Below are 15,139 nucleotides of genomic sequence, written 5' to 3'. Positions count from 1 at the left end.
GGGAAGCTAAGTATAAGACAGATCATAACGTTTCCAAATCGTCCTTTGGGGAATCGTCCTTCGGGGACACATGGTATCCTGATCCTTTCTGTAATTTAATAAGTTCTGAATACATTATACCACGGAGATCCCCCACTCTAAACACTTCGTTATAAAAATAGGCAGGAATCACTCCACGGTACGCAACAAACGATTGACTGTTTCGCGTCTCACACCGATCAATTGTCCAATTTCTTCCTGTGTCAAAAGCTCTGTTAGCGCTGCGCCATGAGAGTAGTCATTGAACCAACGGGTTAAGAGTTCCATACGTTCTGCGGGTGTTCCTACAGTAAGGTGATCTAGCCGAGTCTGCATAAACCTTACCTTCTCCTGAAGAAGGATAGCGATCTCCATCGCTCGACCTGGCTCATCCCGTACCTGTTGATACCATTCCGCTGAAGGAACTGCCTCCACCTCGCTCTTCATCATCGCAACCGCTGTTCCATGCGCCTCCTTTGGCGAAATGAGTGAATGATGGGGAACCATCTCACCAGGATACAAGATGTTGAACAACACCATGTTCCCATTCTCATGAAGCCTTGTTACTTTGAACAGCCCACTTTTCACCTTATATAAGAATTCGCAGCTGTCCCCTTGACGGAACAAGACCTCCCCCTTGTGCAGTATCATCTCGCTCGCTCCTTTGCCCTCTTGTTATATATATTTTCAATTATACAAAAATAAACCTCAATGAAGGAGATTATTCTCGCAAGGGTAGAGGGGCATGCGTGGTCAAAGTTTAGGTAAGAAGAAACGCCTTTGGCTTCCTCTTAGGGACGATGATCGTTTCTGCGAAAAATAGAAGAATAGTTTTTAGCGTAAGTATAAAAATTCTTATATTTCAAAAAACTGCCGAGCACCAGAAGAAGCGTCTGGCACCCAGCAGTTCAAATTATTTATTTTATTACTTTGCCTCAAGAGGTTTCTTCCATAATCCGAGCATTAATCCGGAAATAACAGATCCGATCAGAACGGCCAATAGGAACAACAACGCATGACTCGAAAGCGCGGCTACAAAGATCCCACCATGCGGTGCTGGAACGTTGATATTCCAAAACTGAGTGAGACCACCAGCTACAGCTGAACCTAGGATACAAGAAGTCAGGACACGCAGTGGATCGGCAGCGGCGAATGGAATCGCCCCTTCTGTAATGAACGATAAGCCCAATACATAGTTTGTTAACCCTGATTTACGTTCTGATTCTGTAAATTTGTTCTTGAAAAAGGTAGTAGCCAGCGCTATTGCAAGTGGAGGAACCATACCGCCTGCCATTACAGCCGCCATCATGAATCCGTTAGTATTTCCACTGGTAGTGAATACCCCGATGGCAAAAGTGTAGGCCGCTTTATTGAAAGGACCTCCCATATCAATAGCCATCATTCCACCGAGAACGAGACCCAGAATTACTGCATTAACGGTTCCAAGATCGTTAAGCCAATTAATGAGTCCTACGTTCATCCAGCTAAAGATCGGATCGAACAGGTAATACATCAATCCACCGGTTATCAATAGACCAAATACCGGATATAACAGAATCGGCTTTAATCCGTCGAGCGTTTTTGGCAGACCTGCAAACAGTTTGCGCAGACCGATAACAACATAACCAGCCAAGAAACCCGCAGCCAGACCGCCGAGGAATCCAGCGTTGGAATTCAAGGCCATGTAACCGCCAACCATACCTGGCATCAGGGCTGGACGGTCACCAATACTAATCGCAATAAATCCAGCAAGAACCGGAATTAGGAAATGGAAGGCACCATCACCGCCACCAATCGTCTGCAGCAGTTGGAATAGAGGGTGATTCTCTCCACCGACTTGTTCAATCAGGAAGGAGATCGCCAGCAGAATACCACCGCCGACTACAAACGGCAGCATGTGGGAGATACCGTTCATTAAGTCCTTGTATATTTTACTCCCGATACTGCCGGACTTCTCTTTCGACTCTCCTTCATTACCACTACGACCTTCATTATGGTAAATCGGTGCATCGCCGTTCATTGCTTTGCGAATAAGCTCTTCCGATTTGCGAATACCGTCACTAACCGGTCTTTGCAGTACTGGCTTACCATCAAAACGGGCCATTTCCACTTGTTTATCTGCTGCCACAATTACACCACTTGCACGCCGAATCTCATCGGGTGTTAAGACATTTTTGGCACCTTCTGAACCATTTGTCTCTACTCGGATATTAACTCCCATTTCCAGAGCCTTCTTCTTGAGCGCATCTTCAGCCATAAAGGTATGCGCAATCCCAGTAGGACAAGCAGTAACAGCTACGACGAATGCTTGGGAATCCGGGTTGCCGACGATTAGCTTTTCAGGTTCTGACTTCTTGACAGCTTCAGCAGCTTCGCTCTCTTTCTCCTTGGCTTCTCCTTCCGCCTGCTTCGCATCGAACAAGGCGGATACCTCATCTGGCGTTCGGGTGTTCATCAGCTGTTCAATGAATTCGCTATCGATCAACAGTCTGGACAGCGAGGCCAATGTACGAAGATGCATGTTGCCCGCTCCTTCTGGGGCGGCAATCATAAAGAAGATCCGAGCCGGCTCATCATCAAGCGATTCGAATTCCACGCCCGTCGCACTCTTGGCAAACACAACGGTCGCTTCATTCACCGCTTTAGTCTTGGCATGTGGCATTGCGATACCGCCACCAATCCCAGTACTGGACTGCTCTTCACGCTTGAGGATCATCTCTTTAAATAGAACAGGATCATTGATACGACCACTTGCGGCAAGACTGGCAATCAATTCATCAATTGCACCTTCCTTAGTGGTTGCTTTTAAATCCATAATCATTGTATCTTTTATCATCAAATCCGTAATTCTCATATCTTCCAACTCCCTTGAGTACTTTGAATGCTGTTAGCTTACACTTCTGAGATGTTGATCAGCGGTCTCAGCTGCTCAATGAATGCTCTATCTGCCAGGTCATCAGAGAAAGCTGTTGCGCTACCTGAGGCAACACCTGCACGGAAAGCTTCCATTAAATCTCCAGTCAAAGAAAATGTGCCAACGAATCCAGCGATCATAGAATCGCCTGCGCCTACAGAATTCTTTACTGCTCCTTTTGGAGCATTGGCGTGGTATACCCCCTGTTCCGTAATGAACAAGGCACCTTCACCAGCCATTGAAACTAACACATGCTTCGCGCCAGCTTCGAGCAGCTTGCGACCATAAGTTATAATTTCTTCCTTAGTCTGTATCGTAACGCCGAATAGCTCTGCAAGCTCATGATGATTAGGCTTAACGAGCAACGGCTGATAAGGGAGTGCCTTTTTCAGCGCTGAACCTGTAGTATCAATGACAAATTCAGCCCCTCTTTGCTTGCATACAGATATCAACTTGTCATAGAAATCAGCACCCAGTGAAGGAGGAACACTTCCGGACAATATCACAACATCACCTGCATTCAGAACAGCCATCTTCTGTAATAATGCCTCTGCCTCCATATCTCGGATGACGGGCCCTGCACCATTAATCTCCGTTTCCTCTCCATGCTTAAGCTTGATATTTATTCGGGTATCATCAGAAACAAATACGAAATCACTTGAAATCGACTCTTTCCGCAACCATTCCTCAATATATCGTCCAGTGAATCCACCAAGAAAGCCTATAGCTTTATTCTGAACCTCAAGCTGATTTAACACGCGTGATACGTTGATCCCTTTACCTCCAGGAAGCTTCAAATCACGTTTCATCCGGTTTAAGCCACCTAGTCTCAAATCTTCAACTTCCACGATGTAATCGATGGAAGGATTAAGCGTTACTGTATAGATCATAATTATCCCTCAATTATTTTGGTTTTCTAAGCCATAGATTACCGGCTAAACATGCGGCAAATGTAATTTCTCCAAACGATCTTACAATGATTCCATACCACTCAAATTAAGACATTTTCTAATCGTAGAACATCCTCCACCTAAAGGTCATACCAGCGAGAAATCTACGCCCATTTGCGTAATCTCACGGATGAACTTATCTGACGCACCAGAATCAATAATGCAGTGATCCATTTCCGTCACGTCGGCAACCTTACAGAAGGATACTTGACCGAGCTTGCTATGATCAGCCAGAAGAATTACTTGCTTCGCAACCGAGATCATCTTACGTTTGGTCGCTGCTTCAAGCATATTAGGTGTAGTGATTCCTTCTCGTAAATCTAATCCGTTGGTTGCAAGAAAGGTTTTATCAACTCTTACCATCTCTAAAGAGCGCTCTGTCATCGGTCCTACAAAAGCCAATGTATCCGGCCGCAACATTCCGCCTGTAATCGAGACTTCTATATTGCGACAATCCCGCAGTTCATTAAGCGCCATAATCGAATTCGTAATGACTTTGATATTAGAAAAAGCCCTCAGCTCTTTGGCAATCTGTAGCGTTGTAGTTCCAGCATCCAGCAGAATAGCATCGCCTTCCTGAATCATCTCTACAGCCTTGCGTGCTATCCTCTGCTTCTCATCCAACAATCGATCTTCCTTATCTGGATAAGTCGCCTCAAAGTTAACGCTCTGCAGGGAAACTGCCCCGCCGTGCGTTCGTTTCAACAACTTGGCTTCTTCAAGCTCTTTCAGGTCACGGCGCACAGTAGACTCAGACACGCCCAGTTCCTGACTTAGCTCCTGTACCGAAGCTCTTGAATTCTTTTCCACAAAAAGCACGATTCTTTGTTTTCTCTCTTCCTCAAACAACATCGTGGTTCGCTCCTTTAAGTTACAGTGCTATCCCATTTATTAAATGCGCTTATCTTTGGAAATCCATGACCATTATTTGATTATATCTGACTGTTATTGATCATTTGTGCTCGTTTATGATTTTAACAGCGTTTTCATCATCTGTAAAGCGCTTTAACATTAAAAATCATACTCCGGCAAAATGTAATAAATGGAATGATTTCACGCTTCGCTCAAGCTGAAACAGGCCCATAAGAAAATTACATACCAATTGCCTATCTCCTCACTGGTGTTTAAAACATATTAATACTACATATAGGAAAAAGCGGGTGATCAGAAATGGCCAACGGAAGAAACAACAAAAAAATGGGCGGTAACAGCAACGCTAAGAGTAACGGAAATAGTAATGGAAAAAACAACGGGAACGGTAATAGTGAGGAAACAGCAGAATTAAGTGCTGAAGATTATGAAATCATTGCTGCCGCACTGGCCACTTTAGGGGATTTTTTTGCTTTTTTATCTCTCGTCAAGGCAAGACAAGTTACGAAGGAAACCGGAGGCGAGATTGAAGTACCAGAAATATTCACCCTTTCCACGAAGAAGAAACCTTATAGACGGAAGTTAAGATGATCCACAAAGCCCCCCGAGTGATTTATATGATGATGTACAGTTATGTGTTGTGAACAACTTACTTGGCGTAGCCTCAGTCATTGGGTCATCCTCCACGGATATGCCAAGAACTACCTATAGGAGAGTAATCCATTCTTTTGAATCAAGTCATGTGAATTAGGGTTATTAAACTACATAGATTATATTTTGAACTTGGGGGATGTTCCTATTGCAACAACAGAAGTATTTTCGGACAAGTCTTGCTATTATCGCTTTTTTACTTATTTTGTACTTGGGCTCCAAAGTAATGTTTCTATTCGCACCACTGGCTGCCATTATCAGATTATTACTCGTTCCCATGGTACTATCAGGTTTCATGTACTACTTACTACGACCGTTAGTAAGAGTTCTTGAGAAAAGAAAATTAAACCGGGCATTCTCCATCCTGCTCATTTATTTCTTGTTTGCTGGATTGTTTATTCTCTTCTGGGTTCTAGTCTGGCCGACACTGCAAGAACAAATTCAGAACTTTATTGATAACACGCCTTACCTTGTTCAGGGATTACAGGATCAGTTCAATGCTTTAAGGGATAATCCGACACTCTCACGCTTTTTCCAAGGGGACTCCGACGTAGCTGCCCGTATATCAGAATATCTTAGCGAGGCTATTACTTGGGTGACCAATTCGATGTCCAATTTGATCGGCGTAGTTTCCAGCATTGTTATTCTAATCGCTACCTTGCCCATCATTTTGTATTACATGCTAAAAGATGACTATAAGCTGTCACCAAAACTACAGGGCTTAATCCCTAGAAAGTACCGTAAAGAAGGCAAAGAAATGTTCGGGGATATCGACAGCGCACTGAGCAGTTTCATCGTCACACGTGTGGTGCTAAACGTCGTACTCGGTATTATGTTGTATATCGGTTTCCTTATCATCGGATTGCCTTATTCACTGCTGCTCGCAGTAATTTCAGTACCGCTCAATTTCATTCCTTATGTGGGTTCTTTCCTTGCGGGAGTACCAGTAGTTATTGTTGGATTCATTGAATCGCCCACGATGGCAATATGGTCGCTGGTCGTCATATTCATTGCACAGCAAATCCAAGATAATGTACTCTCACCGATCATTTACGGAAAATCATTAGATGTTCATCCACTGACCACGGTCCTTCTTGTTCTTATAGGTGGAGATTTCTACGGTATTATTGGTGTGCTTATTGCGCTGCCCGTCTATATGATTGCCAAAATTATTTTTCTGCGAGTGTATGAGATTATTGTTGCAGATCGAGAGGAAGAGGCTGAGCCTCTCAAGCATGAGAATCTATAGCACTTACGAACTGAATGAGATTCCATAAATAAAAAAAGGTACATCTCCAATTGGAGATGTACCTTTTCGTGCTTCTTTATAGGATTACTGAAATTAACCTCGCAAAGAACGAACTACAAAAATATGATTGCCTTTCATAAGGTTCTGTCCATCCTGAAGTGTAACTGAACCTTTGGTATGCGAAATGATGGTCGTATTCAGAGCAATCAGCCGATCTTCTTTCCAAACACTTACAGCCGATTTAAAATATACTGCATTATCAAATTGCTGCCGTTCCCTCATCACATAACCCACAGAATGCAAGACTGGAGGCAGTGCTCTTTCTCTAGGAGCCAAAGCTTTGATGACCACAATATCCCGAAATGGCACAGCAATTTCCTGATGACCGATGACCGCTACAGAAGCGGAAAGATCCCATTTGCGCAGAATGCCTTTCATGATCGTGTAAGGTTCGTCCCCGCAGTACATGATAACCGGTTTACCAACCCAATGCTTCATTGCTCCCTCCCCCTTCCCAACATCCCATTAGTTATATGTCCGAAATGAACCAATCGATACCTTTCATTCCCTTCGACTCCAAAAACTGATTGACCTTCGAAAAAGGACGGCTACCAAAGAATCCACGATACGACGAGAGCGGACTCGGATGTGGAGACTGAATAACCTCATGACGACTTTGGTCTATGAAGGCACCCTTTTTCTGTGAATGACTTCCCCATAAAATAAACACCATCGGCGTAGTTCTTTCATTTAACTTCTTCATTATGGTGTCTGTGAATGTCTCCCATCCTAGACCTTTATGAGAATTTGGCTCTCCCTCACGTACCGTTAGTACCGAGTTGAGCATAAGCACTCCCTGTTCTGCCCATCGCAGTAAGGATCCGTGGTTTGGAATTGGTACACCGATATCCTCCGATAGCTCCGTATAAATATTACGCAGTGAAGGCGGTATACGCACCCCCGGATTTACCGAGAAGCTTAAACCGTGTGCTTGTCCCGCTCCATGGTATGGGTCCTGTCCCAAAATAACAACCCTTGTCTCACTATAAGGTGTATGCTTTAACGCCGTGAACAGTAATTCTTTTGGCGGATAGACTGTATGTTCCTTATATTCACTTTCCAGATTAGCCATTAGCTCCAGAAAATAGGGCTTTTGCATTTCATCTTGTAATATCTCATCCCAATCGTTGCCGAACATCCCCAATTCTCCTCCTCTAGCCGAAACCCAGAACCTTACTGTAACTATTTCCGACCATAATCTGCTTTAATTTCGCCCCACTCTTTAGTCTGCCACTTAAGCACTTTATTGTCATATGTATTGGTTTGCAACCAACGTTCTGCCCGATCAATAAGTACCCATATTTCCTCGGTTGAAGCATCGCGTGGCAAGGTTGTCGCTACTTTCTTCTGCTTTACCCACTTCATTGCATTCACAGAGTCGCTGTAGACTGTCTTATCACTTCCCTCTTTCTTCAGGAGCGCCAAAGCATGCACAATCGCTAAAAACTCACCTAGATTATTAGTGCCCTTCTTGATCGGCCCACAAGAGAAGATAATATCTCCGGTTTGCGTATCCACACCCTTATATTCGACTGGACCCGGATTGCCACGAGTTCCTACATCCACAGAAATGCTGTTGTAATCGATCTCCGCTGAGGTTTCCACTGTAGCACTTCGTTTAAAAGAACTTGTCCCCTTAGACTTAGCCGCACCGGATGCTGATGACCCTGTTCCCCAATTACCTTTCCAGCCCGCTGTGTATGCCGCATCTGCCGCCGCTTTAGATTCATACGATTTATATTTGGCTCCGGTATAGTGATCGGTCTGCGCCTGGCATTCCGCCCAAGTGCTATAGACTCCCGGCTGCTTGCCTTCCCATACTACATAATATTTCTGTTTAGCCATTGGTACAGCTCCTTTTTTCACCTTAACTTATTGTAATCCAAAATGCTTCTTCATCAAAAGAAGAATGTTATTTTTCGTGAATTCCTTCGAATAATTCATATTTTCCAGGTCATACTATACGCCAGAGATGTCCAGGCCTATATTACCATTTGTAGAATGATCGGTAAATATTATTGTGTACTCAAGCAGAAAAGTCTTCATCGTCTCTCAAGGACGGTAAGCGTTTGTGCTTACACCACATTAATACTAACTAATCAGTCTATATTAAGCTCGTAGGATATCAGTACAATTACTCAGGGAGGTTATACAGATGAGAAAGATAGCAAGCGTAGCCGCAGTATTTGCAATTGTGCTGTTGGTCGGATGCGGAAACTCAACCAATAACAATGCCAATGTTACCCCTACCGCCACAACTACACCTGGTAACACCAATAACGCTGGCAACACTAATAACACCACTGATGCTGTAACCTCAGCGTCGGTAGTGGATAATGAAGAGGCCTTTAAAAAGGCAATCAGTGCGGACGGTACTTGGATTGCTGCTACGCTGAAAGACTTAACCTTCACCGAGGATCTCGTGCTGGACGGACAATTCACGAATAAAGATGAACCTGCTCGAAAAATCGCTCTCTACACACAAGATGCAGAGCACAATATTACTAACTCCTATAAACTAACTGCACCAAAACTTACGATCAAAAGTAAAAACGCCCGTATTCAAGGCGGCACATTTATTGGTGATGTATACGTCGAAGCAGATGGCTTCAGTTTAGTAAATGCAACGGTTGAAGGGAATGTTTACTTCGCAGATGCTAAGTATCAATCCACCTTCGATACCTCGGATCAAGGAAAAGTAACGGGTGTTACAGAAGTGAAAAAGTAAGTAAAAAGGTGCTCTCAAGTCGATAAGACCTGAGAACACCTTTTTTCATGACTTCATTATTCTTGATAAAACCCATTTTTGAAAAAGTTATACCATCCATCGATTTGTTCTAATGGCATAACCTTTAACTTCTTCAAGACTTCTCTTGTAAATTCCAAAGAAGCCGTACCATTAGCAGTAATGATATCCTCACTCGAAACGGTCTGTTTTTCTAAAAAATTTGCGTGTCCTTTATAATTAGGAGCGAACTCTTTTAAGTAATCTAATGAATTTCCAGTGTGAGGAATCTCATCTAAATAGCCACGCTCTGCCAAAAAGGTTGATGCGTCACATATAGCCGCTATAGGAGTTCTATTCTGAATACAACTTTCAATCACTGGAGTAATTGCTGAATTATCTTTCCAGCCTGTACCCCCAATTAAAATTAACATTTCAAACTGGGCGGGTAAACTGTCTATAGTATAGTCTGGAATAACAGTAAATCCGCCCATAGATTGTACATTGTCATTATTTAAAGAAACTGTCCTAACTTTGTATTCACTTTCTGGCTTGTTTAGTTCAGCACTTATATACCCAGCTTCCCAATCCGCGTATCCATTAGAAATAAAAATCAATACTTCTTTTTTCATTTACTGATCCCCCTCAAGTTTCAACAACGTATCTGCAACTTCCCGCCCGTTAACCAACAGTACAATCCGATGTTCCCCGGGATAATGACGACGAGTGGTTAAATCCGCCCAGCGATGCGTCCGTTTGCCTGTCAGAATTGTACCCCCAGGTACTGTTTTATCCGATAGTAAGAAAGATTTACGAGAGGTTCGACCTGTAGCCTTCACGAAATAGATGCCATATTCTATTCGAACACGGGCAGGAGTTCCTTCACAAACTTGAAGTTCGTATTGTAATTCAGAGTTTTCTCCAATTCGCAATTGGGTAGGATCAATCGTTATAGAAGCACTCGTTATGAGTGGTGTTGCTTCGTCTGCTTGCTCCGCATATCCGAATAAAGCCATAATCTCCGGATTAGCTTTACGGATTAAAGAACGACAACCATGCCGCACAATCCAGTCTGTGAGGGGATCTATACCTATCCAGCGGCGAGCTGTCTCAAGTACCACCTCCGGGTGATCCTTCGCAATATCGTTCAGATTGTTAGCCACGCTTTTGCGCACATATAAGGAGGAATCCTTCTTCAGTTGCTCAAGTACAGGTAACACAGGGGCTGGATCTACCTTAAACATTGGGAGCGCCTGTCCCCATGGTAGACGAGGGCGACAACCCTCACTTGCTAATCGTCGCACATGCTCATCGGGGTGCTTCGACCATACTAGCATTTGCGCCATCATCCGCTCCGGTTCACGCAAGAGAAACGGTCTAACCGCAAACTCTGCTGATGATTTCGGTGTGAACCTTTCCAGCGCCTGCATAGACAACTCCCAATGCTCAGCCCCTTGACCAAATACCTCTACAAAATCTGGAAAGATCAAGTATGGAAATCCCACACAATCCTCAGTAATAGCGAACAGAATCGCCAGCGCTTCCTCATAAGGAAGCTGTAAATGACTTCCCAGTGTCTCCGTAATCCGCCGCATCCTTGCCTTCAGTTCGAGCGTATCCCAAGGTTCCGCCATAGCCGAAATTACAAATGCATCAGTATCAAAAACACTATGTACACTGCGAATCTTTTCGCCAAAACCAAGCAGGAATTGTTCATTGTACATCGCTTTTAAAGGTTCAGCCATCGTGTATCCCTCATTTTCTTCTATAAATCATCAGAAGTTAATCTGTTATGAAATCGTAGCACACCCAATTTGACAACAGTGTGTCAACTTCGGCTATTCCCTAATCTAGAACATTAACCTGCCTAGTATCGAGATTAATCATTCGACTTCTCGTATCATTACGCGAAATATAAATAGGTTGTCCGGTAGAGTCGATCCAATATGAGATGGGAATCGAAATTCCACAATTTCGGTAAGATCCGTCAGCATGGCTTGTCCCAATAATCATCGTGTTATATTTCACAGCAATCCTAGTGGCTTCCTCGATCCATAATTCAAATTGTTCTTCGCTGAACATGCCTACCCCAATCGGATGTGCGATGAAATCTAACGACTTAGCCTGTCCTTCCAAACCCACGTATCCTTGCAGGAGCTCAACACACAGCAAATAACCAATACTGAGACCATCCGCTTCCGCAACTGACGGGCGATACAGCTGTTCATCCATCGGCGATTTGGCTCGTTCCAAAATGATGTCCCCAGATGGATGAATCATTAGCGCTCTATCCTTGTTATTGCTGTTCCTATATCCTGTAATGATCAGCTTTTTATATGTTTTGGCAACTTCACATAAGGTCTTTACACTGGCTTCATCTGCTACATAACCTTCTGGATACAACACCGCGTCAAAAGAATCCTGTCTGCTCATTTCTTTGAGCAAATGCTCCAAATGTGGTTCGTGATTAGGTTGCGCTACGAGTAATCTCATATTTCCCCTCCAACGGTTAATTAATTAGCACCTTCACCTGTTCTAAGCTTTGCTCTGCACGACTGTTCAAAGCTCTCTTATCTTTAAGGCTAAGCTCCTTAAGCTCATGTCCAGGGTCAATGACCATCGGCTGTGAAATTACATTTTCGAGGATTTGGACGGCAACTTTACAAGCCCCAAATAACAGCTCTTTTGAGATCACTTGTTTATGAGAACCAATAATCCCTACCAGTTTCTCTGCGTAGATCAATCTAACCAGACTATCCGCACTCATCATATTCCGCGAGGCAAAAGAAGATACCTTCTCCACAATCCAGCTGTCTTGATAGTTTCTCGATAAAGCGTCTAGTGCAGTAATTGCATCCCAATCTCGGATCGACAACTGCTCGGCGTACGCCAAGGCCATTTCATTGAGCCATTCTATCTCTTGTTCTCTAGGAATTTCAAAACGCTTATACTCCTTAAGCAAACCTGCCTTATGCATATCTAAAAAATGACCCAGAAATCGTGTGTATAACTCCTTGGCTCTTTGTAGCTGTTCTGTCATTTGACGATCATCCTTTCACTACACAAATCATATCCGTCCGCAGGTTTCTTTTCAAACCAGAAAGTAAAAAAAAGACAGACAGCGAAACAACTTCGCTACCTGCCCTCGGATGATCTTCGGATTTTAATACAATTACAACCAAATTTCGCATATTTTTGACCGAAATCAAGTAATTCCTCCTCAAATTCATCCGCAAATCGTGGTAAAATAGTTCCTTAGGATTATTTATATTCATACATGTTGAAGATATCACCGGAGGGAATACCATGCCACATACACTTAATAAAAATATTGATTTTTTCATAGCCGCTTTATCCCAAACTTATATCACTGCCCTACAGCTTGACCCTGATGGAATGTATTCTGAGGTTGCCTCAGGAATCGTTGAAGAGTTCTCCGATGTACAGGTACGCCTTAGAAGATATGACGGCTCCGTATCACACTATGCTAGGGACAATACAAAATTCCAGCGCAATAAAGGTTAGATGAGAATGCATGCCAAAAAGACGTGACTGGAGAAATCATCTACAATGATCTTTCCTCTCGTCACGCCTTTGCATCCTCTATATCTTGCTAGTTAAGTACAATCCATTCCCCTTCGGCATTTGCTGACTGTACTTCCGCCTCTATGATTTCCAAAGATTCTGCTGCACTCTCAGGCGTACAAATGATAATAGGCTTATCTTGAATAATCGCATCCAAGAAATAGACCAGCTCTCTGTAGTAGCCCGCATCCGGGGAAAGCTCTACCGTAAAGCCTGCTCCATCATTGGGATTCACCTTGACTCCACTACCATCAAATACAACATTTCCTCGCTCGAAGTTAACCCTGTACCCCATGTAGAATCCAAAGTCGCCCTCCAGCGTCCAGTCCACCTGAGCATTGATCACCTTTGCATCCTTATAAAAATAGTGTGTAGAAGCAATATCATATCCGCTTCCCGGTAGAACATTCCGTCCCAAAGTCGATACTTTATCCGGTCTGCCGAACAGATAGTTAATCATATCCGTATCGTGAATATGCATATCCACAATGCATCCACCGCTCAGCTTCTCATCCAGAAACCAATCTTTAGGAGCCCCTGAACCACGGTAGAAATATCCTTCTGTCACTTTACCAAATTGCTCAGTTTCCACAACTTCTTTCAAATATTCATACCCTGGCCAAAAACGCAGGCACTGTCCGATCATCAATTTCTTTCCACTGCGCTCCGCTGCTTCTACCATTTTCTTTGCTTCTACTGAAGTTCTAGCCATCGGCTTCTCACAAAAGACATGATATCCTCGTTCCAGCAAAGAACAAGCCATTTCAGCATGCAGGTAAGTAGGAACTGCGATATCGATCATATCCAGTTCCTCATTCGCTATCATTTTCTCCAGATCATCATAGAGACTGTAAGCTGTTAAATCATACACTTCTCGAGCGGTACTCATATTGCCGTCCGCTTTACCGTCTTTCAATTCCTCAATTCGCAAGTCACAGATGGCTTTAAGGGCAATGGGATGCCCCTCTTCCGTTAAGCGAACATAATTATCAAAATGCATCCGGCCCATAAATCCAAAGCCAATCAAACCTATTTTCAACATAGTGAAGCCTCCCCAGCTAAATGATTAATAATTAAACAAGCTCTATCCAAGCACCTTCCAGCCCAGCGGATTGTATCTCAGCCTCAATGATTGCTATAGACTGAGCATCGCCTTTCCCCCTTACTTTAAGCTTTGAAAGTGGTACGTCCGAGAATGGCATCCATAGCTGCAGAAGTATTAAAAATAATTTGCTCCGTATAATGTGTGTATGACGGTATCATTTCACCGGTAACATAATTGTTGTATCCAATGTCTTCAAGCGCTTTCATGACTGCTGGATAATCCACATCCCCAGCGAGCAGATCAACAAATCCGTGAAGCCCACCAGCCGTCCGACGGTAATCCTTGAAATGCACTTTTTTAATTCTATGGCCTAGAATCCGTATCCACTGCTCTGGATAACCGGAATGCACGATATTTCCAACATCAAGATAGGAACCTACATAACTGGAACCGACCGTATCAATAAAAGTACGTAATTCAAGCGGAGACAGCAAGAATTTATTCCACACATTTTCAAGACCAATAGAAACGCCTGCTTGCTCAGCATCCTTGGCTAAATGACTAATCGCTTCCAGCGCTCTATCATAAGCTTTTTCATAATCAACAACCTCACAGCCCTCGATGAAATCCACACCAACAGCGCCAGGGATGACAAGAATTGTATCTACACCTAGCGCAGCCGCCAGCTCCAGTTGCTTTTTGCATACGTCGATTGCCTTGGTTCGATTCGCTTCAGATTCACTAGTCATCGCATAAGACCAATATAGACCTGTTGCCAGCCCCGCGATCTCCAGACCCGTTTCATTAATAGAATCACGAAGGATACGCGCTTCTTTCTCAGTGGTTTGCAGGCCAAGTTCACCTGACTCATTTAATGACAGCTCGATCCCCTCAAATCCAGCCGCTTTGGCTAGACGTACGCATTCTTTAATTTCAGTTCCTTCGCGAAACGACCAGATGTTTATTCCCTTTTTCATTTGAATCCTCCTCCTATTTGTTCTTTTCCGTTTTCCACTCCCTAGGCTTAGATGCACTTTGTATCCTTTAATTATTTATATTATACTAGATTTAA

17 protein-coding genes and 1 pseudogene are annotated in these 15,139 nt (G+C 43.5%); 4 read left to right on the top strand and 14 right to left on the bottom strand.

Going from position 1 to position 15,139, the window contains the following annotated elements:
- Window positions 1-168: 168 nt before the first annotated feature.
- The 5 genes and pseudogenes from MKX35_RS11485 to MKX35_RS11465 form a co-directional block, all read right to left on the bottom strand.
- Window positions 169-669, bottom strand: coding sequence for a Crp/Fnr family transcriptional regulator (locus MKX35_RS11485; RefSeq protein WP_076284669.1), 501 nt, complete (start codon window positions 667-669; stop codon window positions 169-171).
- Window positions 670-943: 274 nt separating this feature from the next.
- Window positions 944-2,872, bottom strand: coding sequence for a PTS fructose transporter subunit IIABC (locus MKX35_RS11480; protein ID WP_042190597.1), 1,929 nt, complete (start codon window positions 2,870-2,872; stop codon window positions 944-946).
- A 38-nt stretch (window positions 2,873-2,910) separates the two neighbouring features.
- Window positions 2,911-3,822, bottom strand: coding sequence for a 1-phosphofructokinase (gene pfkB, locus MKX35_RS11475; RefSeq protein WP_076300789.1), 912 nt, complete (start codon window positions 3,820-3,822; stop codon window positions 2,911-2,913).
- A gap of 147 nt (window positions 3,823-3,969) precedes the next feature.
- Window positions 3,970-4,587, bottom strand: a complete 618-nt coding sequence (locus tag MKX35_RS11470) for a DeoR/GlpR family DNA-binding transcription regulator (RefSeq protein ID WP_340974950.1) — start codon at window positions 4,585-4,587, stop codon at window positions 3,970-3,972.
- A pseudogene (locus MKX35_RS11465) lies at window positions 4,561-4,743 on the bottom strand (DeoR family transcriptional regulator); the annotation flags it as partial. The gene MKX35_RS11470 and the pseudogene MKX35_RS11465, both read right to left, overlap by 27 nt.
- A 309-nt stretch (window positions 4,744-5,052) precedes the next feature.
- Between MKX35_RS11465 and MKX35_RS11460 the strand changes: the two are divergent.
- Together MKX35_RS11460 and MKX35_RS11455 are read left to right on the top strand one after the other, a co-directional pair.
- Window positions 5,053-5,343, top strand: a complete 291-nt coding sequence (locus MKX35_RS11460) for a hypothetical protein (protein WP_076300787.1) — start codon at window positions 5,053-5,055, stop codon at window positions 5,341-5,343.
- Window positions 5,344-5,542: 199 nt separating this feature from the next.
- Window positions 5,543-6,652 carry an AI-2E family transporter gene (locus MKX35_RS11455; RefSeq protein ID WP_076300786.1) on the top strand — a complete coding sequence of 370 codons (1,110 nt, stop codon included), beginning with the start codon at window positions 5,543-5,545 and terminating at the stop codon, window positions 6,650-6,652.
- Between the two features lie 93 nt (window positions 6,653-6,745).
- Here MKX35_RS11455 and MKX35_RS11450 read toward each other — a convergent pair whose 3' ends face one another.
- The 3 genes from MKX35_RS11450 to rnhA are packed head-to-tail and all read right to left on the bottom strand — an operon-like array spanning window position 6,746 to window position 8,557.
- Window positions 6,746-7,150, bottom strand: a complete 405-nt coding sequence (locus MKX35_RS11450; RefSeq protein WP_042190609.1) for a hypothetical protein — start codon at window positions 7,148-7,150, stop codon at window positions 6,746-6,748.
- Window positions 7,151-7,181: 31 nt separating this feature from the next.
- Window positions 7,182-7,850 carry a uracil-DNA glycosylase gene (gene ung, locus MKX35_RS11445; protein ID WP_076284675.1) on the bottom strand — a complete coding sequence of 223 codons (669 nt, stop codon included), beginning with the start codon at window positions 7,848-7,850 and terminating at the stop codon, window positions 7,182-7,184.
- 44 nt (window positions 7,851-7,894) lie between these two features.
- Window positions 7,895-8,557: a ribonuclease H gene (gene rnhA / locus MKX35_RS11440; protein ID WP_076300785.1), complete on the bottom strand. Its 663-nt coding sequence runs from the start codon at window positions 8,555-8,557 to the stop codon at window positions 7,895-7,897.
- 310 nt (window positions 8,558-8,867) lie between these two features.
- Here rnhA and MKX35_RS11435 point away from each other — a divergent pair, with 310 nt between their 5' ends.
- Entirely contained in the window at window positions 8,868-9,440 is a 573-nt protein-coding gene (locus MKX35_RS11435; protein ID WP_042190616.1) for a hypothetical protein, read from the top strand.
- A gap of 56 nt (window positions 9,441-9,496) precedes the next feature.
- Here MKX35_RS11435 and MKX35_RS11430 read toward each other — a convergent pair whose 3' ends face one another.
- The 4 genes from MKX35_RS11430 to MKX35_RS11415 form a co-directional block, all read right to left on the bottom strand.
- Entirely contained in the window at window positions 9,497-10,069 is a 573-nt protein-coding gene (locus MKX35_RS11430) for a type 1 glutamine amidotransferase family protein (protein WP_076284677.1), read from the bottom strand.
- Window positions 10,070-11,182, bottom strand: coding sequence for a hypothetical protein (locus MKX35_RS11425; RefSeq protein WP_076300784.1), 1,113 nt, complete (start codon window positions 11,180-11,182; stop codon window positions 10,070-10,072).
- Window positions 11,183-11,282: 100 nt separating this feature from the next.
- The gene (locus MKX35_RS11420) at window positions 11,283-11,930 is read right to left on the bottom strand and encodes a hypothetical protein (protein WP_076300783.1); all 648 of its coding nucleotides are present in this window, start codon (window positions 11,928-11,930) and stop codon (window positions 11,283-11,285) included.
- A 16-nt stretch (window positions 11,931-11,946) separates the two neighbouring features.
- A complete protein-coding gene (locus MKX35_RS11415) occupies window positions 11,947-12,477 on the bottom strand; it encodes a hypothetical protein (protein WP_076284680.1) in 531 nt (176 codons plus the stop codon).
- Between the two features lie 266 nt (window positions 12,478-12,743).
- Here MKX35_RS11415 and MKX35_RS11410 point away from each other — a divergent pair, with 266 nt between their 5' ends.
- Complete coding sequence (locus MKX35_RS11410) at window positions 12,744-12,962, top strand: hypothetical protein (protein ID WP_042190628.1); 219 nt, start codon at window positions 12,744-12,746, stop codon at window positions 12,960-12,962.
- Window positions 12,963-13,050: 88 nt separating this feature from the next.
- On the opposite strand, the gene MKX35_RS11405 is transcribed toward MKX35_RS11410, so the two are convergent.
- Both MKX35_RS11405 and MKX35_RS11400 read right to left on the bottom strand, forming a co-directional pair.
- Entirely contained in the window at window positions 13,051-14,064 is a 1,014-nt protein-coding gene (locus MKX35_RS11405) for a Gfo/Idh/MocA family protein (protein ID WP_076300782.1), read from the bottom strand.
- Between the two features lie 125 nt (window positions 14,065-14,189).
- Window positions 14,190-15,044, bottom strand: a complete 855-nt coding sequence (locus MKX35_RS11400) for a sugar phosphate isomerase/epimerase family protein (RefSeq protein WP_042190633.1) — start codon at window positions 15,042-15,044, stop codon at window positions 14,190-14,192.
- Window positions 15,045-15,139 lie beyond the last annotated feature (95 nt).

The sequence above is a fragment of the Paenibacillus sp. FSL R5-0923 genome, assembly GCF_038009145.1.
In the GTDB taxonomy this organism is placed as follows: domain Bacteria; phylum Bacillota; class Bacilli; order Paenibacillales; family Paenibacillaceae; genus Paenibacillus_AQ.
This window is presented reverse-complemented; position numbering and strand designations above follow the sequence as displayed.